Annotated in this window: 19 protein-coding genes and 1 tRNA gene; 7 read left to right on the forward strand and 13 right to left on the reverse strand. The window is 64.0% G+C overall.

Going from position 1 to position 21,123, the window contains the following annotated elements:
* The gene (mdoH, locus tag D1012_RS16020; protein WP_118154503.1) at positions 1-1,779 is read left to right on the forward strand and encodes a glucans biosynthesis glucosyltransferase MdoH; all 1,779 of its coding nucleotides are present in this window, start codon (positions 1-3) and stop codon (positions 1,777-1,779) included.
* Complete coding sequence (locus D1012_RS16025) at positions 1,754-2,905, forward strand: OpgC family protein (RefSeq protein WP_158569375.1); 1,152 nt, start codon at positions 1,754-1,756, stop codon at positions 2,903-2,905. Before mdoH ends, D1012_RS16025 begins: the two co-directional genes overlap by 26 nt.
* 143 nt (positions 2,906-3,048) lie before the next feature.
* On the opposite strand, the gene mtaB is transcribed toward D1012_RS16025, so the two are convergent.
* Positions 3,049-4,332: a tRNA (N(6)-L-threonylcarbamoyladenosine(37)-C(2))-methylthiotransferase MtaB gene (gene mtaB / locus D1012_RS16030; RefSeq protein WP_118154509.1), complete on the reverse strand. Its 1,284-nt coding sequence runs from the start codon at positions 4,330-4,332 to the stop codon at positions 3,049-3,051.
* Entirely contained in the window at positions 4,329-5,171 is an 843-nt protein-coding gene (gene dapF, locus D1012_RS16035; protein WP_118154512.1) for a diaminopimelate epimerase, read from the reverse strand. Before dapF ends, mtaB begins: the two co-directional genes overlap by 4 nt.
* A gap of 97 nt (positions 5,172-5,268) precedes the next feature.
* Here dapF and D1012_RS16040 point away from each other — a divergent pair.
* Positions 5,269-5,344, forward strand: a tRNA-Lys gene (locus D1012_RS16040).
* Positions 5,345-5,548: 204 nt separating this feature from the next.
* On the opposite strand, the gene D1012_RS16045 is transcribed toward D1012_RS16040, so the two are convergent.
* From D1012_RS16045 to D1012_RS16085, 9 genes are all read right to left on the reverse strand, one after another.
* Complete coding sequence (locus tag D1012_RS16045) at positions 5,549-6,340, reverse strand: metallophosphoesterase family protein (RefSeq protein WP_118154515.1); 792 nt, start codon at positions 6,338-6,340, stop codon at positions 5,549-5,551.
* Complete coding sequence (locus D1012_RS16050; RefSeq protein ID WP_118154518.1) at positions 6,337-8,010, reverse strand: ABC transporter permease; 1,674 nt, start codon at positions 8,008-8,010, stop codon at positions 6,337-6,339. The genes D1012_RS16045 and D1012_RS16050 overlap by 4 nt, the downstream gene beginning before the upstream one ends.
* Positions 8,011-8,020: 10 nt before the next feature.
* The gene (locus D1012_RS16055; protein WP_118154521.1) at positions 8,021-8,974 is read right to left on the reverse strand and encodes an ABC transporter substrate-binding protein; all 954 of its coding nucleotides are present in this window, start codon (positions 8,972-8,974) and stop codon (positions 8,021-8,023) included.
* 13 nt (positions 8,975-8,987) lie between these two features.
* On the reverse strand, positions 8,988-10,082 hold the full coding sequence (locus D1012_RS16060) for an ABC transporter ATP-binding protein (protein ID WP_118154524.1): 1,095 nt from the start codon (positions 10,080-10,082) through the stop codon (positions 8,988-8,990).
* 179 nt (positions 10,083-10,261) lie between these two features.
* Positions 10,262-11,071: a DeoR/GlpR family DNA-binding transcription regulator gene (locus D1012_RS16065; protein WP_199489530.1), complete on the reverse strand. Its 810-nt coding sequence runs from the start codon at positions 11,069-11,071 to the stop codon at positions 10,262-10,264.
* Between the two features lie 83 nt (positions 11,072-11,154).
* Entirely contained in the window at positions 11,155-12,234 is a 1,080-nt protein-coding gene (locus D1012_RS16070) for an ABC transporter permease (RefSeq protein ID WP_118154527.1), read from the reverse strand.
* Entirely contained in the window at positions 12,231-13,793 is a 1,563-nt protein-coding gene (locus D1012_RS16075) for a sugar ABC transporter ATP-binding protein (RefSeq protein ID WP_118154530.1), read from the reverse strand. Before D1012_RS16075 ends, D1012_RS16070 begins: the two co-directional genes overlap by 4 nt.
* Positions 13,790-14,434: a DUF2291 family protein gene (locus D1012_RS16080; RefSeq protein ID WP_118154533.1), complete on the reverse strand. Its 645-nt coding sequence runs from the start codon at positions 14,432-14,434 to the stop codon at positions 13,790-13,792. Before D1012_RS16080 ends, D1012_RS16075 begins: the two co-directional genes overlap by 4 nt.
* A 60-nt stretch (positions 14,435-14,494) precedes the next feature.
* Positions 14,495-15,436 carry a D-ribose ABC transporter substrate-binding protein gene (locus D1012_RS16085; protein WP_118154536.1) on the reverse strand — a complete coding sequence of 314 codons (942 nt, stop codon included), beginning with the start codon at positions 15,434-15,436 and terminating at the stop codon, positions 14,495-14,497.
* 340 nt (positions 15,437-15,776) lie between these two features.
* On the opposite strand from D1012_RS16085, the gene D1012_RS16090 reads away from it, so the two are divergent.
* The 4 genes from D1012_RS16090 to D1012_RS16105 are packed head-to-tail and all read left to right on the forward strand — an operon-like array spanning position 15,777 to position 20,494.
* Entirely contained in the window at positions 15,777-17,243 is a 1,467-nt protein-coding gene (locus tag D1012_RS16090) for an L-fucose/L-arabinose isomerase family protein (protein WP_118154539.1), read from the forward strand.
* Positions 17,244-17,256: 13 nt separating this feature from the next.
* Positions 17,257-18,081: a transketolase gene (locus tag D1012_RS16095; protein WP_233517152.1), complete on the forward strand. Its 825-nt coding sequence runs from the start codon at positions 17,257-17,259 to the stop codon at positions 18,079-18,081.
* On the forward strand, positions 18,081-19,043 hold the full coding sequence (locus D1012_RS16100) for a transketolase family protein (protein WP_118154542.1): 963 nt from the start codon (positions 18,081-18,083) through the stop codon (positions 19,041-19,043). Before D1012_RS16095 ends, D1012_RS16100 begins: the two co-directional genes overlap by 1 nt.
* Positions 19,040-20,494: an FGGY family carbohydrate kinase gene (locus D1012_RS16105; RefSeq protein ID WP_118154545.1), complete on the forward strand. Its 1,455-nt coding sequence runs from the start codon at positions 19,040-19,042 to the stop codon at positions 20,492-20,494. Before D1012_RS16100 ends, D1012_RS16105 begins: the two co-directional genes overlap by 4 nt.
* A 37-nt stretch (positions 20,495-20,531) precedes the next feature.
* Here D1012_RS16105 and D1012_RS16110 read toward each other — a convergent pair whose 3' ends face one another.
* Together D1012_RS16110 and D1012_RS16115 are read right to left on the reverse strand one after the other, a co-directional pair.
* Positions 20,532-20,858 (reverse strand): ArsR/SmtB family transcription factor, encoded by a 327-nt coding sequence (locus D1012_RS16110; RefSeq protein WP_118154548.1) that lies wholly within the window; start codon positions 20,856-20,858, stop codon positions 20,532-20,534.
* An 11-nt stretch (positions 20,859-20,869) separates the two neighbouring features.
* Positions 20,870-21,073, reverse strand: a complete 204-nt coding sequence (locus D1012_RS16115) for a YgaP family membrane protein (RefSeq protein WP_118154551.1) — start codon at positions 21,071-21,073, stop codon at positions 20,870-20,872.
* Between the last annotated feature and the right edge of the window lie 50 nt (positions 21,074-21,123).

Raw genomic sequence — 21,123 nt, forward strand, 5'->3', positions numbered from 1 at the left:
ATGACCGCGCTGGCGGCCGCCCTTCCCCCCCAGCAGAAGACCCGCACGACAGGCGCGCGGGCCTTTGCCATCACGTTCAGCGTGCTGGCCGCGGCTGCGGCGGGGATGGTGTTTCACATCTATGGCGCGGCGGACGGGATCACGGTGGTCGATATGGTCCGGGCCGGGCTGATCGGGTTTTCGACCTGGTGGCTGGCCTGGGGTGCTGCGACCGCGATGCTGGGGCTGATCGCCCGTCAACGCCCGGTGCGGGCGGAAGTGCAGGGCGAGATCCGGGGCCGGACGGTGGTGATTGTGCCGGTCTATAACGAAGAGCCCAGCGTCACCTTTGCCCGCATTGCGGCGATGGACGACTCGCTGCGCGCGACCGGCATCAGCGCGCAGGTCGATTTCGCCATTCTGTCAGACACTCGCGATGAGGCGATTGCCGCCGCCGAGCGGGTGTGGTGCGCGCGTTTGCTGACACGGCAGAACGGAGCGGGGCGGATCTTCTACCGCCGCCGGGTGAAGAACACCGGGCGCAAAGCGGGCAATATCGAGGAATTCATCGCGGCCTCAGGCCGGGCCTGGGATTACGCGGTGATCCTGGATGCCGACAGTCTGATGGAAGGCGAGACGGTTCTGACCATGATCCGCCGCATGGAGGCAGACCCGAAGCTGGGCCTGTTGCAGACCTTGCCGCGTGTGATCGGGGCGCGGTCGGTGTTTGGCCGGGCGATGCAGTTTGCCGCCTCGTTCCACTCGCCGGTGTTTGCGCATGGTCTGGCGGCGATGCAGGGGCGGACCGGGCCGTTCTGGGGCCACAACGCGATTGTGCGCATCCGCGCCTGGGCCGAAAGCTGTGGCCTGCCGGAACTGCCGGGCAATCCGCCGTTTGGTGGTCATATCCTCAGCCATGACTATGTCGAGGCGGCGCTGCTGTCGCGTGCGGGCTGGGTGGTTCGGCTGGATGATGATCTGGATGGCAGCTTTGAGGAAGGGCCAGAGAACATCATCGACCATGCCAAGCGCGACCGGCGCTGGTGTCAGGGCAATCTGCAGCATGCCAAGGTGATTGCGGCTCCGGGGCTGAAAGCCTGGAGCCGGTTTGTGTTTTTTCAGGGCATCTTTGCCTATATCGCGCCGCTGATCTGGCTGGGCTTTATTGCCGCGTCGGTGATGGCGTCAGCCACGGCGATCGGGCCGGATTACTTTCCGTTGGAAAACTGGCCGTTCCCGGTGTTTCCCTATGACCAGACCGCCAAAGCGATCGGGCTGGCGCTGGGGATTTTCGGGCTGCTGGTGATGCCAAAGCTGCTGGTGGTTCTGGATTCGGTGGCGACCGGGCGGGCGGCGGCTTTTGGCGGGGCCGGGGCAAGCCTGCGCGCCATGCTGTCGGAACTGCTGCTGTCGTCGCTGATCGCGCCGGTCTTGCTGGCGTTTCAGAGCCGGTCGGTCGTGCAGGTGCTGCTGGGCAGCGACGGGGGCTGGCCGCCTAACAACCGGGGCGACGGCGGTCTGGATTTTGCTGACGCCTGGGCGGCAGGGCGCTGGATCAGCGGCTGGGGTATCGTGGGCCTAGGCGTCGCGCATATGTTTGCGCCCGAGCTGACGCTGTGGCTGCTGCCGGTGGCGCTGCCGATGCTGCTGGCACCGGTGCTGATCTGGTGGACATCGCGCCCGGCGGCGCCGGGGCGCTTTCCGGTACCGGAAGACAGGCGCAGGCCCGCAATTGTGACGCGGCACGATGCGGTGCTGGCCGAGTGGAGCGGCGATGGCGCGCAAGCCGATGTCGCCTGAGGCCGCGCACAGACGGGATTACCGGGTTGATCTGTTGCGCGGCATCGCGCTGATCATGATTTTCATCAACCATATTCCGGGCACCGCCTGGGAGCATGTGACCTCGCGCAATTTCGGGTTCTCCGATGCGGCAGAGGGGTTTGTGCTGATGTCGGGGATTGCCACCGGGCTGGCCTATGGGCCGATCTTTCTACGCAGCCCGCGCCCGTCATGGACGGAGGCGCTCCGGCCCTGGCGGCGGGTGCTGACGCTTTGGTGGGTGCATGTGCTGGTGGTGCTGTGCATTGTGGCGCTGTTTGCGCTGACGGTGCAGCATCCGGCGGTGGCGGTGATGGCGGAAAAACGCAACATCGCCCCGGCGCTGGAAAATCCGGCGCTGTTTGTGCCCGGACTAATCGTGCTTGGCCATCAGTTTGCCTATGCCGATATTCTGCCGCTGTATATCGTGCTTCTGCTGGCGGCTCCGGCGCTGTTGGCTGCGGCGGTGCGCTGGCCGCGCGGGGTGATGGTGGCATCTGTGCTGGTCTGGTTCGCGGTTGGGCTGCTGCGGATCAGAATGCCGACCTGGCCGCTGGATTACGGCTGGTTTTTCAATCCGCTGGCATGGCAGGTGATTTTCGTGGCCGGATTGCTGACCGGGCTTGCGATGCGGCAAGGGCGGCGATGGCTGCCGTTCAGGCCATGGGCATTCTGGCTGGCCGTCGGCTTTCTGGTGCTCGCGGCGGTCTGGGTGCAGGTGCCGGTTGTGGCGGCCACCGGGGGGCATGGGCTTTGGCTGTTGTATGAATACGCGGGTGCGCCGTCGGTGTTCACCTCGTTTGACAAGAGCTTTGCCCATCTGCCGCGCTTGCTGCACATTCTGGCGCTGGCCTATGTCCTGAGCGCGCTGCCAGCCCTGACGCAGATTGCCGAAAGCCCAAAGGTGGCGCCGCTGATCCTGTTGGGGCAACATGCGCTGCCGGTCTTTGCTGTCAGTACGGTGCTGGCCTATGGCGCACAGGTGGCAAAGGCGATGGCGGGGCCGTCATTTGTGCTGGATACGGTGCTGATCGCCTGTGGGCTTGTGGTGCTGTTTGCGATTGCCGGGTGGCAGCGCGGGCGCAAGCCGCGCCGGATGGTGGGCTGAACCGGGTCAGCCTGCCGGTCCTGATCACATATGGGCAGGCCAATGGCGCAGGAATGGCCCAGTGCCGGGTTGAGGCGGGACATAACCCGCCAAGCGCAGGCCGCCGCCGGTTGCTGCTTACAAAATACTCCCGCCGGAGGCTCTCAGGCCAGCCCGGTGTGCGCCATCAGGCGCGTGGTGCCAAACCCGTCGATGCGCGCGGTGATGATCTGGCCCTCGGGCTGATCGGTGCTGACATCCACCTCGGTAAACTGTTCGGTCCGGCCCATGCGTGGGCCTTCCATCAGGATGCGGTGGGTCTGGCCCAGTTGCGCCTGCAGGTGGCGGGTCAGCGCCGCCTCGCCTTTGGCACGCAACTGTGCAGCGCGGGCCTTGATGTCGGGGCCTTTCAGCTGGGGCATCCGGGCGGCGGGCGTGCCCTTGCGCGGGCTGAAGGGGAACACGTGCAGGAAGGTCAGGCCGCAGTCATCCACCAGCTTCAGGCTGTTGTCGAACATTGCTTCGGTTTCGGTCGGAAAGCCTGCGATGATATCGGCGCCGAACACCATGTCGGGCCGCAACCGGCGGGCCTCTTCGCAGAACCGGATGGCATCGTCGCGCAGGTGACGGCGCTTCATCCGTTTCAGGATCATGTCATCGCCCGCCTGCAAGGACAGGTGCAGATGCGGCATCAGGCGCGGTTCCGTCGCAATGGCCAGCATCAGATTGTCATCCGCCTCGATCGAGTCGATTGATGAAATCCGCAGGCGGGACAGGTCGGGCACCAGCCGCAGGATGCGCATCACCAGATCGCCCAGACGCGGCGTGGCGGGCAGGTCAGCGCCCCAGGAGGTGAGGTCAACGCCGGTCAGCACCACCTCGTTAAAGCCCTTGTCCACCAGCCGCTTGATCTGGTCGATCACCACCCCGGCGGGCACCGAGCGCGAATTGCCGCGACCGTAAGGGATGATGCAGAAGGTGCAGCGGTGGTCACACCCGTTCTGCACCTGAACATAGGCGCGGTGGCGCCCGAACCCGTCGATCAGGTGACCCGCCGTTTCGCGCACCGACATGACGTCATCGACCTGCACCTTTTCGGTCTGGCCGATGAAATCGGGACTGGTGAGGGAAGGGTGGGCGAGGCCGGTCCAGGTCTCTGCCTGCATCTTTTCGTGGTTCCCGATCACGCGGGTCACTTCGGCCATGGCGGCAAAGGTTTCCGGCTCGGTCTGCGCCGCGCAGCCGGTCACGATCACCGGCGCACCGGGGTTCTCGCGCGACAGGCGGCGAATCTCTTGTTTGGCCTTGCGCACGGCTTCGGCGGTGACGGCGCAGGTGTTGACGATCACGGCCCCTTGCAGGCCCGCAGCTTCGGCCAGTTCCTTCATTGCTTCGGATTCGTAAGCGTTCAGGCGGCAGCCAAGAGTGGCGAACACGGGCGCGGTCATGGGTGGGCGGCCAGAAAATCGGGCGTGAGCCAGCCGTCAAACACATGTGCGACCGGCCCGGTCAGCCAGACGCCATCGTCGCGCCAGTCCACCTGCAGCACCCCGCCATCAAGGTCGAGCGTCACCTGACGCCCGGTCAACCCGCGCAGATGGGCCGCTACGGCGGTGGCGCAGGCCCCCGAGCCACAGGCGAGCGTGATCCCGGTGCCACGTTCCCACACCCGCATACGCAGGTGGTCGGGGCCGATGAGGGAGGCAAATTCAACATTGGTGTGCTGGGGGAACAGCGGGTCATGCTCAAAACGCTGGCCAAGCCCCGCCACATCCACCGCTTCGGCATCGGCGACAAACAGGACGCAATGCGGGTTGCCCATGCCGACCGCGACCGGGTCGCCGGGCAGCGGCAGATGCAAGGGGTCCACAGCATGGGACAATGGCACCGACTGCCAGTCGAGTTGCGGCGCGCCCATGTTGACCGACACCCGGCCATCGGGCAGGCGACGGGCCGACAGGGTGCCGCGTGCGGTGGTCAGGGTGATCGCATCCTGCCCCAGCCCGCGCATCACCAGATCCGACACACAGCGCGTGGCATTGCCGCAAGCCCCGGCACGGCTGCCGTCGCTGTTCCAGAAATCGAGGGTAAAATCTGTCCCCGCCGCACCATCGCGGATCTCGGCCAGCTGGTCAAAGCCGACACCGCGATTGCGGTCGCCCAAAGCCCGCGCCAGCGCAGGAGTCGTCACCGCCCCGCGCCCGCGCGAGTCGATCACCACGAAGTCATTGCCTGCGCCGTGCATTTTCAGAAAGGGCAGGCCGTTTGGCGGGGTCATATGGTCCATGCGGCGCGATATACGCCCGATCAGGGATATTTGCCAGAGGCTGCATCTTTTGCCCTTGACCCCATCCGTCGCTGACCTTAATCAGCGCCCAAGTTGTGGGCCGGTAGCTCAGTTGGTAGAGCAGCTGACTTTTAATCAGCGGGTCACAGGTTCGAATCCTGTCCGGCTCACCACTTCTTATATTTTTTCTGCAAGGCAACACGATCGCTTTGATTTCATGGCCGCGTGTCGCCTTTTCTGGCAGAGATGGTTTCAGTGTCATGTCTGTCAGGTGCCGGGGGCGAAGATTTATCTGCCTTTCCGCGTAAGTTTGCCTGTTTGCGAGAATCGCATTGGTTGCCCTTGGGGGTGGCTTTTTTCTGATGTGCAGATCCGCTTTATGGTCCGGTGGATGACGGTGCGGAACAGCTCTGCGCCTGATCTGATTCCAGATTGATCTGGTAGCTTATCACGGATCCGGCCTGCAAAAGATGGACTTCATAGGCCGGGGGCAAGCAGCTGGGTTTGTGCTTGTAGGCGCCGGTCAGCGACAGGCTGAGCCCATGGCCGATGGCGGTGCAGGTGCTGGCAGTGACACCAGCCCATTGCGTTTGCATGGCGCGGTGGCTGTGACCTGCGATGATCCTGCAGATTGGGCTGCCCTGCACCAGTGCGGCCAGCGGGGCGGCGCCGGCAAAGCCAGGTTTGTCCAGATGCGGTGCACCGGTCGGAAAGGGGGGGTGGTGCAGTGCAAGGATCACCGGACCCGTCGCATCTGCAAGCGCATCTTGCAGCCACCCCAGCCGCAGGGCATCAACACCACCGCTTCCATCCGGCAGATTGCTGTCCAGCGCGATCAGGATGGCATCGCCGATCCGGCGGGTGAAGCTGAGGTGGTCAGGCGCAAAGTCAGCCCAGTCGGCAAAGGCCTCGCGAAAGTCCTCGGGGCGGTCATGATTGCCGGACAAAGGCAACAGCGGCACCGGGGCGGCGCGCAACAGGTCTGCGGCGGCGGTATAGTCAGCGGCGCTGCGGTCGATGATATCGCCGGTCAGCACGATGGCATCGGGCCGCCGGTCCATCGCCGCGATCTGGGCAAAGGCCTGCCGCATCGCCTGTGCCGGGTCGTGGCAGGGATCGGCCCCGTCGTCGCGAAGATGAGGATCGGTGATCTGGGCGATCAGCGTCACAGCAGGCTCCCCCGCCGCCCCATCAGGCTGAGGACGATCAGCGGCAGCGCTGTTGTGATCAGGATTGTCAAAAACGCCATTGCCATACCCAGCCCGACCGAACCTTGTTCAAACTGTCGCCAGATATAGGTGGAGATGGTCGATACGCCAACCGGGGCCACCACCACCGAGGCCACCAGCTCGCGCGTGGCAACGGCAAAGACCAGCAGCATCGCGGCCAGCAGGCTGGGCGCGATCAGTGGCAGCAGAATGCGGCGAAAGGCTGTCAGGGGCGAGGCCCCGAACACCCGCGCTGCCGCCTCCAGATTGTCGCCGATCTGGTGAAAGGCGGCGGTGGCATAGCGCACCGGCTGCGGCAGCAGGATGCAGCAATAGGCCAGCAGCAGGATCAGCGCGGTGTTATAGGGGGTGACCGGCAGCCAGGGCTGGTTCCACGCCAGGATCAGCCCCACCGCCACCACGATGCCCGGCAGCGCATTGGGCAGGATTGTCAGCACATCGAGCACGCCGCGCCCGCGCGCGCGTGATTTGACCACCGCATAGGCTGACAGCGCACCCAGCAGCCCGGTAACCAGTGCCGCCGCCACGCCCAGCGACAGGCTGGTGCCCAGAGCCCGCAAGGCGCCGGTGGTATCGCCCAGAATGGCGGCAAAATTATCCGGCCCGAGGTTGGACCAGACCAGCCCGCCAGAAATGGTTCTTGACAGCGCCCCGGCCAGAATCGCCAGAAGCGGCAGGCCGGTCGCCACGAATGCCACCAGTCCAAACGTCAGCAGCACCGGCCATTTCCATGGCCCCAGATCCCGTTTGGCCGTGCCTTGCGGTTTGCCGGTGGTCGCCTCATAAGACCGGCGGCTCAGAACCCAGCGCTGCAGCATGAAGGCCCCGAAGGACAGCGCCACCAGCACCAGCGACAGAATCGCAGCCCCCGGCAGATCAATCGGCCAGTCCGACACGCGCAGGTCAATGGCCGTGACCAGCACATCGAACCCGGCGCGCGAGCCAAGCGCTGCGGGGGTGCCATACTCCTCGATAGCCATGGCAAACACCAGCAGCAGGCTGGCGGCCAGACCGGGGGTGGACAGCGGCAGCGTCACCCGCCAGAACGCCCGCATCGGGCTGGCCCCGAACACCCGTGCCACGTCGGCATAACGCGAGCCTACGGTTTCCAGCGTGCGCGACACGGCGAAATAGACCACCGGAAAGCTGTTCAGCGTCATGATGAAGACGATGCCGGGGACCGAGAACAGAAACCCTGTCAGATTGAACCCGGCCAGCTGCTCCAGATAACCGCGCGGTTGCAGCGTCATGATCCAGCCCAGCACGGCAATATAGGGCGGTATCATGAAGGGGATCAGGAACAGCACATCCCAGACTATCGCACCCGGCACCCTGAACAAGGCCCGCGCCACCGCCAGAGGGATCGCGATCAGGGCAGACAGCACAACCACCAGAACCCCGAGCAACAGGGTGTTGCCGGTCATGCCGATCAGCTTTGCATCGCCAAGCGCACCCGCAAACGCCGAAAAGGGCGCGGTGAGCGAGCCGCGCCCCAGTTCGGGAAAAATCGCCTGCAGGACGATGAACAGAAATGGCACGGCCACGACCAGACCCAGCCCCACCGCCGCAATGATGACAGACGGGCTGACCGTCTCGACTGACCGTGCCATAGCTGTCTTCTTACTTGCCAAAGGTCTTGGCAAAGGACTCCAGCGTTTCGGCGCGTTTGCCGTAAACGGTGGCGGCGTCAATCGGCAGGATCTTGAGGTCGCCGATCAGAGGGCGGTCGGCGGCAACATCGGTGCGCGCGGGCATCAGGTTCTGCTTCGCCACGATGGCCTGCCCGGCATCCGACAGCATGTAGTCAACAAAGGCCTTGGCCTCGTCCTGATTGTCCGACCACTCCATGATCATCACCGGGCGTGGCGCAATGACGGTGCCACTTGACGGAAAGATCACCTCGATCGACTCGCCCTTGGCCTTGCCGTTGAGCGAAATGTAATCGACCGCACCAAACACGGCGGCCTTGGCCCCTTGCAGCACGGGGTTCAGGGCATCGGCATTGGCACCGGCAACAATGGCACCATTGGCAGCAAGGCTTTCAAACATCGACATGTCACCATCAGCCGAAAGCGCTGCGACCAGTTCAAACGCCGAGCCTGACTGGGCCGGATCGGGCAGGTTCACCAGATCCTTGTATTCCGGCTTGGCCAGATCGGCCCATTCCGCCGGGCGCGGTGTGCCGGAGTTCGGGTTCCACGCGATGGCCAGCGCGGCCACGCCTTGCGCGACGGCGGTGTCGGTTTTCAGGAAATCGGGCACCATGGCCGCATTCGGGCTGGTATAGGGCACCAGCCAGCCGCGTTCCGCAAAATCGGTCGCGGTGTCCCACGAAGCCGAAATCAGCACGTCGACGACCGGATTGGCAGCTTCCGCCTCGATCCGGGCCATGACCTTCCCGGTGGTGGCCTGAAAGAATTCAACCTTTATGCCGGTTTCGGCGGTAAAGCCCGCGGCCAGATCGGCGATCAGCTTTTCCGGGCCTGCTGTATAGACGGTGACATCGGCATATGCCGTGCCGGTTGCAAACAAGGCGGTTGCGGCCACGGTCGCGTGAAGGGCAGTTTTAAACATGGGTCTATCCTGATTACATGGGGACATCGGCGCGCGCCGGAAACCAGCGCAGACGCTCGGGGAGAATCTGAAGCCCGATACGCTCCCCGGTGCGCATGCGGGTATCGCTTGAAATCTGAACGGTCCGGATCGCGCGCCCGGGTTCAGCCGCGCCGTCCAGCCGGACGGTCACGGTATAGCCGGTGTCACGGAACTGCGCCGCCAGCACCTCGCCCGTCAGCGCCGCCTGCCCGATCTCTGTCACCCGCAGTGCGCGGGGCGTGACCAGAACATCGGCCAAGGCCACTTCTGGCCCGCCAAGAGGGCCAAGGGCGCGTCCCGCACAGGACCAGCCCTGTGCGTCCCGCACGAGCCGCAGGATAGCACCCAGCCGCAGGAATTCGGCCACTTTGGGGCTGGCAGGCTGCTCGACCAGATGTTCGGGCGTGGCCAGCTGGGCAATCTGCCCGGCCTCCATCACCGCGACCTGATCGGCCAGCGTCAGCGCTTCGGACTGGTCATGCGTCACATAGATCGCGGTCAACCCAAGGCCCCGGATCAGCGCACCCAGTTCCGCCACCATGGTTTCGCGCAATTCGCGGTCCAGGTTCGACAACGGCTCGTCAAACAGCACGATGCGCGGCTCGCCCACGATGGCGCGGGCGATGGCGACGCGCTGCTGCTGCCCGCCCGACAAGGCTGCAGGGCTGCGCGCGGCCATGGCACCCAGACCGACCCGGTCCAGTGCGGCGGTCACGCGGGCCTCACGCTCTGCCCGTCCGATGCCCGCCATTTCCAGCGGAAAGGCCACATTGCCCGCCACCGTCAGATGCGGCCACAGGGCGTAATCCTGAAACACCATGCCAAGCTGTCGCTTTTCCGGCGGCACGAAAACACCCGGACCGGCAACCATCTGGCCATTGATCGAGATGTCGCCGGTGGTCGGGGCCAAAAGTCCCGCAACCAGCCGCAACAGTGTGGTTTTGCCACAGCCTGACGGCCCAAGCAGTGCCAGCGTTTGTCCGGCAGGCAGGGCCACGTCAATGCCACGCAAGATCTGTATGCCGCTATAGCTCAGCGTCAGGTTTTGCGCTGATATCGCCTGTTCTGAATTCCACTCGCCGCGCAACGGGGTCTTGTCCTTTTCGGGGTTACCACTCCCCTAGGCGCATGGTGTGACGCGCAGATGACAATTCTGCACAACACAGGTCTGAAGTTCGGCCGCCCCGCGCCTGTGCGTCCATGACGAAAGGTCACGCCAAAGAACCTGCGGGCAGGGTCAGAACACGGCGGGGGCGGGCCGGGCGGTCAGCTTGCGATCAGCAAGGCGATGCCGCGGGCCTCGAATTCCTTGGCATCGGCATCCGAGATGCCGTCATCGGTGATGAAAGAGTGGATCACCTCCAGCGCGCCGAGGCGGGTGAACGAGCTTTTGTTGATCTTGGTCGAATCCGCCACCAGAAACACATGCGAGGCCGCGCGGATCATGGCCTCTTTCAGTTGCAGGTCGGCAAAGCTGGGATAGGTCAGCCCCGAATCCAACCCGACGCCCGCAGTGGCAAGAAACAGTTTTCCGGCAAAGATGTTGCGGAAGTAATCCACCGACTTGTCACCCGACAGCGATAATGTCGGTGCCTTGAACTGACCGCCGGGCATGTGCACCTGAAACCCCGGCACGGCACCAAGAGTGATGGCGATGTTGAGCGCATTGGTGATGACCGTCAGGTTCTTGCGGTTGACCAGCCGCAGCGCCACTTCGGTCGTGGTGGTGCCGGCATCAAGGATCAGGGTTTCGCCATCCTTGACCAGAGAAGCCGCCAAAGCACCGATCCGGCGCTTTTTGTCCATGTTTTCCTGATGGTGCAGCACAAGGCTTTGAACTTGCACCGGCATGGAGTTGAGAAAAGCGCCGCCGTGCTCGCGGGTGACATGGCCCTCCTGGTCCAGCTTTTCCAGATCCTGCCGGATCGTCGCCTCGGACACCTGAAACGCGGCGGCCAGATCGCGGACGCGGGCTGCGCCTTCTTCCTGAATCCACTCCAGAATGCGGCGGCGGCGCGGCTCAGACAGCAGCCCGACCATCGTGTCGTCGCGTGCGATGATGGGCTTTTGCTGCAAGAGGTCAGGCTCCGTTTGGCATGAATGACAGGGGCAGGGTCTGTCCGGGTTCTACGTCATTGGCGTGTTCTGGCAAAGGGGCGTCACGCGGCGCGACTGGCCGCCGCCTCTTGTTGCAACGCGACGCGGGCCTGTAGCTTGCTTTGTGCCTGATCAATCACCACCGCAGCGATGATGACAAGGCCCTTGATCACCGTTTGCCAGAACGAAGACACGCCCATCATGATCAGCCCGTCGGACAGGATGCCGATGACAAACGCCCCGACGATGGTGCCGCCGATCCGCCCGCGCCCGCCCGCCATCGAGGTGCCGCCCAGCACGGCAGCGGCGATGGCGTTCAGCTCGAAGGTCTCGCCGGTGGCGGGGTGCGCGGCCTGCAACTGGCTGGCGATGATGACGCCGACCAATGCGGCACAAAAGCCGGAGAAGACGTAGACAAAGATCTTGACCTGATTGACCTTTACCCCCGAGAGCGCGGCCCCACGCTCATTGCCGCCCACGGCGTAGATGTGGCGGCCCAGCGGGGTGCGGTTGGCGAGGTAGGCCGCGACCAGCGCCACCACGATCAGCATCCAGACCATGAAGGGGAGGCCAAAGACTGTGCCCGATCCGATGAAGGGAAAGCTGTCGGAGCCGTAGTCGGCATTGCCCTGCAGGTTCGGGAAGGTCCGCCCGCCCGATGACAACAGCGCAGCCCCGCGCGCGACATAGAGCGTGCCAAGCGTTGCGATGAAGGGCGCCACGTTCAGCCGTGTGATCAGCAGCCCGTTGATCAGCCCGACGAACATGCCGACGATCACGGTCAGCACCGCGACCTCCAGAGAGTTGAACTGGATCGAATAGCCGATCCCCAAAACGCCCAGATCAATGCCGTTGATTACCAGCCACCCCGCCACCATGCCGCATAAGCCGACGATGGAGCCGACAGACAGGTCAATGCCGCCGGTGATGATCACAAAGGTCATGCCGATGGCCAGAAACGCATTCAGCGCGACGTGTTTCGAGATGATGACGGCGTTGGCAAGGCTGAGGAAATTCGGAGCCATCACCGCGAAATAGGTGAACACAAGGATCAGCGCGACAAAGGTACGGGCGCGCAGCAGGAACAACAGGGCAGAGGTGCCGGGGCTGATCGCGGAGGCGGAAACGGGTGCGGCGGTCATGCGGCGGACTCCTTGGTCTTGTTCCGGGCGGTCGTGTCAGGGGTTTGGGCGGTGTTGGGCGAGGTCGCGGCAATCACGCGCGCGGCATCGGTGCCAGCGGCGAATTCGCCGGTGATGCGGCCATTCGCCATGACGATGATGCGGTCGGACAAGGCCAGAACCTCATCCAGATCCGAGGTGACGAACAGAATGCCCAGACCCTGCGCCGCCAGTTTGCGCATCAGGCGGAACACCTCGGCCTTGGCCCCGATGTCTATTCCGCGTGACGGCTCATCCATCAGGAGGATCTTGGGGTTGGTCATCAGCGCCTTGCCGATCACCACCTTTTGCTGATTGCCGCCCGACAGGCTGGAGACCGGGTTTTCGGGGCTGGCGATCTTGATCGTCAGATCCTTGATAAAACGCTGGGCGGTTTCCGCCTCGGCTTTCAGATCCAGATGGAAGACCCGGGCAAAGCGCTGCAGCGCCGACAGGGTGATGTTTTCACGGATCGCCATGATCTGCACCAGCCCGTCGCGCTTGCGGTCTTCGGGGATCAGCGCGATGCCGCGTCTGATCCGGCCGGTCACATCCGTTTCGGTCAGGGCCCTGCCCTCGACAAAGAACCGACCGCCGGAATGCGGGTGCTGTGCCATGATGCATTCGACAAATTCGGTGCGTCCCGCGCCCATCAGCCCGTAAAGGCCGACGATTTCCCCGGCGCGGATCGACAGCGACAGGTGATCCACCGCATAGCCGCCACCCTTGCGGGGCAGGGTGATGTCTTCGGCACGGAAAATCTCGTCGCCGAAAGCGGCGGCTTCGGTGCGGCCGAATTCCTTGGAACTGCCGCCGATCATCGCCTGTACGATCCACGGAATATCCACCCCCGCCATCGCCCGCGCGCCGGTGATCTCGCCATCGCGCAGCACGGTGATGTAATCGCCGACGCGGATCAGCTCTTCGAGCCGGTGGCTGATATAGACAATGCCGACGCCCTGCGCCTTGAGGTCATCAATGATGCGGAACAGCACTTCGCATTCGGCGGCTGACAGCGCCGAGGTCGGCTCGTCCAGAATCAGGATTTTCGCATCCTGCGCCAAGGCCTTGGCAATCTCGACAATCTGCTGCTGGCCGATGCGCAGATGGCCCAGCGGAGTGTCGGGGTCGATCGGCTGTTCCAGCCGCTGCATCAGCGCTGTGGTTTCGCGGCGCTGCTGGTCACGGTCAATGTCGATGCCTGCGCGGGTTGGTTCGCGACCGATGAAGATGTTTTCGGCCACCGTGAGGTTGGGAAACAGGTTCAGCTCCTGAAACACGATGCCGATGCCCGCCGCCACCGCCTCGGCCTTTGAGCGGAAGTTGACCGGCTGACCGTTCAGGAACACCTCGCCCTCGGTCAGATCCTCGACGCCTGCAATCACCTTCATCAGCGTGGATTTGCCCGCGCCGTTTTCGCCGACCAGCACATTGACCGCGCCCATACGCAGATCGAAATCCACGCCTTTGAGCGCGCGGGTGCCGGGGTAAACCTTCACCCCGCCGCGAATGGTCAGGCCGATGGGGTGGTGCCCGGTCATGGCATCACCTCGACCGAGATCGGCGTGACCAGCCAGGTTTCGGTCGGGGATTTCAGGGCGAGAACGCCGGTAAAGCTGACCGTTTTGCCGGTGGGGTCACCTTCGGGCACGGTCAGGCGCGCAGAGGCGGCGTCGTTCAGCGCGCGGCCCAGCTTGGCAAACTCGATCTGATCGCGGAAGCCGGAGAAGTCGTAGAACGGAGAGAAATCGCGCAAAGCGCTGCCTTTGACCACCGGGCCCAGCTGCAGGGTCAGGTCTGCGGTGCCATCGCCATCGGTATCGACATCCAGCACCCGCGCGCGGGTGTCGAGCTTGGCGGCGGTCACCGTGCCTTCGCCCGCGATGGCAAAGTTCCATGCGGCACCAACGCCTGATCCGGCCTTGCCATGGGCTGTGCCTGCCGCTTCCAGCCCGCCCGCGAGGGCGGTGCGCAAGGCGGCGGGGGTCAGGGCGCGTTCGGTGATCGCGGGGATCAGCTTTGGCTCCCATGTCTCGGTCATCAGCGCGGCGATGCGGGCATCGTCGCCGCTGGCATCGGCCGCTGGGGCCTTGTCAGTATCACCGCCGGTCTTGACGATCTTGCAGGCGGAAAGAGAAAGGACCGCCGCCACGCAGGCTGCGGTAAGGGCAAGCTGTTTCATGAGATCCCGTCACTGTGAAAGCTCCGGCGCGCGCAAAAGGGCGCGCGCCGGTCTCTGTGCTCATTCGGCCAGAGCAAAGGTTTCCAGTTTCGCGGCATTGTCCGCGGTGATCAGCACGCAGTCCATCAGCTGCTTTTCCTCCAGACCTGTCGCCCCGGTCTTGAGGAACTGATCGGCCTGCATCACCGCCATCTGCGCCTGAGCAAAGGCGGGTTGCAGCACGGTGGCCTTGATGCCGCCCTTGGCGATGCTGTCACGCACGTCATTCGAGCCGTCAAAGCCGACCACGATCACGTCCGTGCGCCCCGCAGCTTCCAGCGCGGCCCATGCGCCCATTGCCATGGTGTCGTTGCCCGAGATCACGCCCTTGATGCCTGGATTGGCCTGCAGCATCGATTCCATGACCGTATAGGCCTCGGTCTGTGACCAGTTGGCGGTTTGCTGCGCGACCATCTTCATGTCAGGGTATTGGTCGATCACATCGTGGTAACCTTGGCTGCGGATCCCGGCGTTGGTGTCGGATTCCCGGCCCAACAGTTCGGCGTATTCACCACCCTCGCCCATCAGGCGGACGAATTCTTCGGCACCCAGTTGCGCGCCCTGATAGTTGTTCGACACGATCTGGCTGACGGCCACGCCGGTCGAGGTGATTTCGCGGTCGATCAGGAACGACGGAATGCCCGCATCCTTGGCCTTTTGCACGGCAGCAACCGAGGCATCGGCGCCGGCGTTGTCAAGGATGATCGCCTTGACGCCCGCCGCGATGGCGCTGTCGAACAGCTGGCTTTGCTTGTTGGCATCGTCGTCATGCACAAGGATCATGGCCTCATACCCCAGCTCGACCGCCTTGGCGGCAGCGCCGTCGGCTTCGGCCTTGAAGAACGGGTTGTCATGGCTGGGGGTGATGATCGCGATGGTGCCTTCGGCGGCGGCAAAGGATGGCAGTGCCCCGGCAAAGGCAAGCGCAACAGTCGACACCAGAAGGCGGCGTTTCAGGTTCATTGGTTTTCCTCCCTTATGCCCCCGGAACTGGGGGCGACTCCTCTGCCGTATTTCTGCGACTCGTTTACGTTTCCCGTCAAGTGTTTTCGTTTGATGCGTATTTAATTCGGGTCACTTCCAGATCGAAAGTGGTCGCATTCTGCAGATGCAGCCAGATATGCTGCATCTGCGGCAATAAATACAGGGCGTTAAGATTCTTTGGCGGGTGCGCTGCTTGGATATCCCTGCGCAGCTTTCGCTTGCATCAGGATTGCGACTCGGATTAAAAACACATCAATCGAAAGTAATCGAAACTTTCGCGCGGTGGCATGAGGGGTGCGCCGCTTTTCGGAGGAGCGACATGACACTTACCATCCGCCGCAAGGTCAGCCTTGGCGTGGTCATCGGTAGCCGGGCGTTTTTCAGCCCCGCACCGTGCAAGGCCGCGCGCGAAGAGGTTCTGACCCAGCTGGAGCGCCTTGGCGTCAACGCGGTTATCCTGCCGTTCGAGGCGACGGCAAACGGGGCCGTGCAGTCGATTGCCGATGCCCAGCTGTATGCAGAGCACTTCAAGACGCACCGCGACAGCATTGACGGGCTGGTGATCTGCCTGCCGAACTTTGGTGATGAGATTGCCGTGGCCGAGCTGGTGAACCGGGCCAAGCTGAATGTGCCGATCCTGTTGCAGGCGTCGAATGACGCGGTGGACAAGGTCTCGGTTGCCGAGCGCCGCGATGCGTTTTGCGGCAAGCTGTCGGTGTCGAACAACTTCTGGCAGTACGGCATCCCCTTTACCGAAACCACGAACCACACCTGCGACACCTGGGGCGAAGAGTTTGGCCGCGATCTGGACCGGTTCGCCCGCGTCTGCCGCACTGTTCGCGGGCTGACAAACGCCCGGATCGGGTCCATCGGGGCGCGGACCGGCGCGTTCCAGACCATGCGCTATTCGGAAAAGCTGCTGCAGGCCTCTGGGCTGACGGTGGTGACCGTTGATCTGTCCGAGATGATGCAGGCGGCAGGCGCGATTGCCGACACCGACCCGGCGATGATCGAAAAGATGGAGCGGATCAAGGCCTATGGCACGATCCCCGCCCATATCCAACCCGAGCAGATCATCCGGCAGGCCAAATGGACGCTCGCCGTCAACCGCTGGATCGAGGAAAACGAATGCGATGCCAGCGCCATTCAATGCTGGCGGTCCTTGCAGGACAATTTCGGCTGCGCCACCTGTGTCACCATGTCGATGATGGGCGAAGAGCTGCTGCCTTCGGCTTGTGAGGTCGATGTGATCGGCGCAGTGTCGATGTATGCGCTGGCCCTTGCCTCTGGCGCGCCGCCGGCGCTGCTGGACTGGAACAACAACTACGGCCACGAACCCGATCTGTGCGTCTGCACCCATTGCGGCAACTACCCCAAGTCGTTCATCGGCGACACGCCGGAAATCAGCGAGCTGGATGTGCTGGGCGCGACCATTGGCAAGTCCAAATGCTTTGGCGCGGTCAAGGGCAAGGTCAAACCCGGCCCGATGACCTATTTCCGCCTGTCCACCGATGACCGGATGGGAAAGATGAAATGCTATCTGGGTGAGGGGGAATTCACCGACCATCCCTTTCCGATGGATGGCGGCATCGCCGTCACCCGGGTGCCGGACCTGCGCAGGCTGATGCGCTTTGTCAGCCAGAATGGCTTCGAGCATCACGTCGCCATGGTGCGCGGCAATCACGCCGACGTGGTGAACGAGGCGGTCACCCGCTATCTGGGCTGGCCGATCTACCATCACGGGGCCGAACCCGAGCCGCAGCTTTTCCATCCGAACCGTTTCTGACCGAGTGACTCACATGATGCACGCAAATGACCCGACCGACCTGATCCACGAAAAGGCGCTGTGGATGCGCCGCCGCGCGTTTCAGATGGTGTATGAGGCACGGCTTGGCCATCCGGGCGGCGACTTTTCCGCCATCGACATCATGGCCACGCTGTATTTCGGGGTCATGCAGTATGATGCGACCCGGCCCGACTGGGCGGAGCGGGACCGGTTCATCATGTCAAAGGGCCATGCGACCGGCGCGCTTTACACCGCGCTGTGTGCCGCCGGATATTTCCCCGAAGATTGGCTGCCCACCTATATGCAGCCGCGCTCCATGCTCAACGGCCACCCGAACCGCAATTATCTGCCGGGGGTCGAGACGAATACCGGGCCGCTGGGGCATGGGTTTCCGGTGGCATTGGGGATTGCGATTGCCGGGCAGATGTCGGGGCAGGATTTCCGAACCTTTGTGCTGACCGGCGATGGCGAACAGCAGGAAGGCTCCAACTGGGAGGCGGCGCTGAATGCCGGGCACCGCAAGCTGGAAAACCTGACGCTCATCATCGACCGCAACCGGCTGCAACAGGGGGCGGGCACGGAAGAGACGATCGGGCTGGACCCGCTGGATGACAAATACCGCGCGTTCGGCTGGCATGTGGAAATGGTGGATGGCCATGACGTGGCGGCCCTGCACCGGCTGCTGTCTGCCTCGGCCAAGGGGCGGGGCAAACCACTGTGCGTGATCGCCAACACGGTCAAGGGCAAGGGTGTGTCTTTCATGGAAAACAAGGCAAGCTGGCACCATGGCGTGCCCGATGCCGCACAATTCGCGCAAGCGATGGAGGAACTGGTCTGATGGCTGCGCCCACCCAAACCGCCGCTGGCCTGTCGGATTGCCGCACTGCCTGGGCCAAGGCATTGGCCGAACTGGCGCGTGCCGATGACCGCATCGTTGCGGTGGTGAACGATTCCGTCGGCTCGTCCAAGCTGGATGCGTTTGCCAAAGAATTTCCCGACCGGCTGATCAACGTGGGGATTGCCGAACAGGTGATGGTCGGGGTCAGCGCGGGGCTGGCCAATGGCGGCAAGGTGCCGTTTGTCTCCGCCGCGTCGTGCTTTCTGACAGGGCGCGCGCTGGAGCAGGTCAAGGCCGACATTGCCTATGCCAATTTCAACGTCAAACTGATCGGGCAGTCCTCGGGCGTGGCCTATGGCGAGCTGGGGGCCACGCATCATTCGATCGAGGATTTTGCCTGGCTGCGGCCCATGACCAATCTGATCGTAATAGCGCCCGCCGACCCTTGGGAAACCGCCGAGGCGGTGAAATGGGCGGCAGGCCATGATGGCCCGGTCTATCTGCGCCTGTCCCGGATGCCGGTGCCGGATCTGGTGGTCGAGGACCGCGTGTTCCGGCCCGGCAAGGCCGAGCTGTTGCAGCAGGGCAGCGATGTGACGCTGATCGGCGCGGGCACAACCAGCCATATTGCGCTGGCGGCGGCACAGGTGCTGGCGGCGCAGGGCGTGTCGGCGCGGGTGCTGAACATGGCGACCATCAATCCGCTGGATGACGTGGCCGTGCTGGCGGCGGCAGAGGAGACCCGGGCGATTGTCACGGTCGAGGAAGCCTCGGTGCGCGGGGGTCTGGGCGGGGCGGTGGCGGAACTGATCACCGCCAACCGTCCTGTGCCGCTGGAGCGGGTGGGCTTTCCCGGCTTTGTGGTCACCGGATCGGCGGACTGGCTGTTTGCGGAATACGGGCTGACGGCGGACAATATCGCCGCCCGCGCCCTCGCCGCTCTGGAGCGGGCAAAGCGGTGAGCGCGCTCGTCCTTGCCATTGATCAGGGCACAACCAACACCAAGGCGGTGCTGGTGGATGCGGCGGGCGTGATCCACGCGCGGGCCTCTGTGCCCCTGACCACCGATTACCCGCACCCTGGTTGGGCCGAGCAATCGGCCAGCGCGATCTGGGATTCGGTCAAGACGGTCATCGCCGCACTTGCCCCGCAAGGGGCGGGGCGCATCGCGGCCATTGCCATCGCCAACCAGCGCGAAACGCTGGTGTTGTGGGATGCGCGCACCGGTCAACCGGTTGCGCCCGCGATCCTGTGGCAATGCCGCCGCACGGCTGCGGCCTGCGCGGATCTGCTGGCGCAGGGTCATGACGCGCGTGTGGTGGAACTGACCGGGTTGGGCATCAACCCGTTGTTTCCGGCCTCAAAACTCGGCTGGGCGATGGCGCAGGTGCCGGGCGTGGCCGATCTGGCGCAGGCGGGCCATCTGCGCGCGGGGACGGTGGATGCCTGGCTGCTCTGGAACCTGACCGGCGGAGCCAGTTTTGCGACCGACGCCTCAAACGCCTCGCGCACGCAGCTGTTTGACACCAAGCGGCTGGAGTGGAGCACAGAGCTGTGCGCGCTGTTCGGGGTGCCGATGGGCGTCTTGCCAACGGTGCTGGCATCGGATGCAGCGTTCGGGGTGACGGCGGACACGACTGCGCTGCCCGCAGGGATTCCGGTCCGCGCGATGATGGGCGACAGCCATGCGGCGCTGTATGGCCATGGCGTGCGGGCGCCGGGTGCGGTCAAGGCCACCTTTGGCACCGGATCCTCGCTGATGACGCTGATGCCTGCGCGGGCGGCCTCAGCCCATGGGCTGTCGGGCACGATTGCCTGGCGCGACCGCGCTGGCACTGCCTATGCGCTGGAGGGAAATATCACCGTCTCAGCACAGGCTGCGGCGTTCATGGCGGGCTTGCTGGGGGTTGGGGGTGCAAAGGCGCTGTCGGATCTGGCGCAAAGCGTGCCCGATGCGGGCGGCGTGGCTTTTGTACCCGCGCTGGCCGGTCTTGGCGCGCCGCATTGGGATGACCGGGCAACCGGGCTTGTCACCGGCATGACCCATGGCACCACGCCCGCGCATCTGGCCCGCGCCACGTTTGAGGCGATTGCGCATCAGGTTGCCGATGTCTTTGCCGCGATGGAGGCTGATGTGGGCCACCCGCTGAGCGATCTGCGGGCCGATGGCGGGGCGTCGGGCAATGCGTTTCTGATGCAGATTCAAGCCGATCTGCTGGGCCGCCCGGTGCTGCGGGCCGAGGTTGAAGAGGTGGGCGCGCTGGGCGTTGCCGCGATGGCATTTGCGACGCTGGGTGTTGAACGGTTTGCGCGAGAAGAACATGTGACTGTCTTTGCGCCAGACTTGTGCGTTGCATCCCGCGAGGCCGCGCGTCTGCGCTGGGCCCATGCCGTCGCGCAGGCGCGTCGCTAGGGTAAAGACAAGCAGGCCGCACAGGTATCCGTCGGCCTCACCGAAAGAGGGCGTCAGCGTCATCCCCACAATAGCTGCTGCGCAGCGCCTGAATCACCGGAAGCACCCTTGGGTCAGCGATTTCATACAGCATGGTTTTGCCGTGGCGGCTGGCCCGCACGAACCCCTCGGACCGAAGCCGCATCAGCTGTTGCGAGACCGCTGCCTGCGGCTCACCCAGAACCGCGGACAGGGCGCCGACATTCATCCTGCCATCAAGCAAGAGGCACAGGATCTGCAGCCGCCCGGTATGTGACAGCACCTTGAGCACCGTGACGACGCTTTCGGCATCATTCTTGCGGCCCGGCTCAGATCCTGCGGCCATCTGCGTGATCCTTACTTGAAAGCACAGCCCGGCTTTGCGCCCATGGCGCGGAATACCATGGCTGCCGGGCAAAATCCGGTAAAGGACGACTGTATCAGGTTCAGGCCGATAAAGACGGTGAACAGCATGAACCACTGCGACACCCATAGGGTCAGCGCCACCGAGAGCAGCACCATCACCCCGGCAAACAGCAAAACGGAACGGTCTAGTGTCATGGTAATCTCCTTGTAAAAGCCAAAGCATGTGGCTGGCGGATGGATGCGGT

It is taken from the genome of Pseudotabrizicola alkalilacus, from assembly GCF_003443995.1.
Classification (GTDB): Bacteria; Pseudomonadota; Alphaproteobacteria; order Rhodobacterales; family Rhodobacteraceae; genus Pseudotabrizicola; species Pseudotabrizicola alkalilacus.

Excerpts from the sequence above, each read along its gene's own strand:
- mdoH (WP_118154503.1), top strand. The coding sequence starts at position 1 with ATGACCGCGCTGGCGGCCGCCCTTCCCCCCCAGCAGAAGACCCGCACG.
- D1012_RS16025 (WP_158569375.1), top strand. The coding sequence starts at position 1,754 with ATGGCGCGCAAGCCGATGTCGCCTGAGGCCGCGCACAGACGGGATTAC.
- mtaB (WP_118154509.1), bottom strand. The coding sequence starts at position 4,332 with ATGACCGCGCCCGTGTTCGCCACTCTTGGCTGCCGCCTGAACGCTTAC.
- dapF (WP_118154512.1), bottom strand. The coding sequence starts at position 5,171 with ATGGACCATATGACCCCGCCAAACGGCCTGCCCTTTCTGAAAATGCAC.
- D1012_RS16050 (WP_118154518.1), bottom strand. The coding sequence starts at position 8,010 with ATGGCACGGTCAGTCGAGACGGTCAGCCCGTCTGTCATCATTGCGGCG.
- D1012_RS16055 (WP_118154521.1), bottom strand. The coding sequence starts at position 8,974 with ATGTTTAAAACTGCCCTTCACGCGACCGTGGCCGCAACCGCCTTGTTT.
- D1012_RS16070 (WP_118154527.1), bottom strand. The coding sequence starts at position 12,234 with ATGACCGCCGCACCCGTTTCCGCCTCCGCGATCAGCCCCGGCACCTCT.
- D1012_RS16075 (WP_118154530.1), bottom strand. The coding sequence starts at position 13,793 with ATGACCGGGCACCACCCCATCGGCCTGACCATTCGCGGCGGGGTGAAG.
- D1012_RS16080 (WP_118154533.1), bottom strand. The coding sequence starts at position 14,434 with ATGAAACAGCTTGCCCTTACCGCAGCCTGCGTGGCGGCGGTCCTTTCT.
- D1012_RS16085 (WP_118154536.1), bottom strand. The coding sequence starts at position 15,436 with ATGAACCTGAAACGCCGCCTTCTGGTGTCGACTGTTGCGCTTGCCTTT.
- D1012_RS16090 (WP_118154539.1), top strand. The coding sequence starts at position 15,777 with ATGACACTTACCATCCGCCGCAAGGTCAGCCTTGGCGTGGTCATCGGT.
- D1012_RS16095 (WP_233517152.1), top strand. The coding sequence starts at position 17,257 with ATGATGCACGCAAATGACCCGACCGACCTGATCCACGAAAAGGCGCTG.
- D1012_RS16100 (WP_118154542.1), top strand. The coding sequence starts at position 18,081 with ATGGCTGCGCCCACCCAAACCGCCGCTGGCCTGTCGGATTGCCGCACT.
- D1012_RS16110 (WP_118154548.1), bottom strand. The coding sequence starts at position 20,858 with ATGGCCGCAGGATCTGAGCCGGGCCGCAAGAATGATGCCGAAAGCGTC.
- D1012_RS16115 (WP_118154551.1), bottom strand. The coding sequence starts at position 21,073 with ATGACACTAGACCGTTCCGTTTTGCTGTTTGCCGGGGTGATGGTGCTG.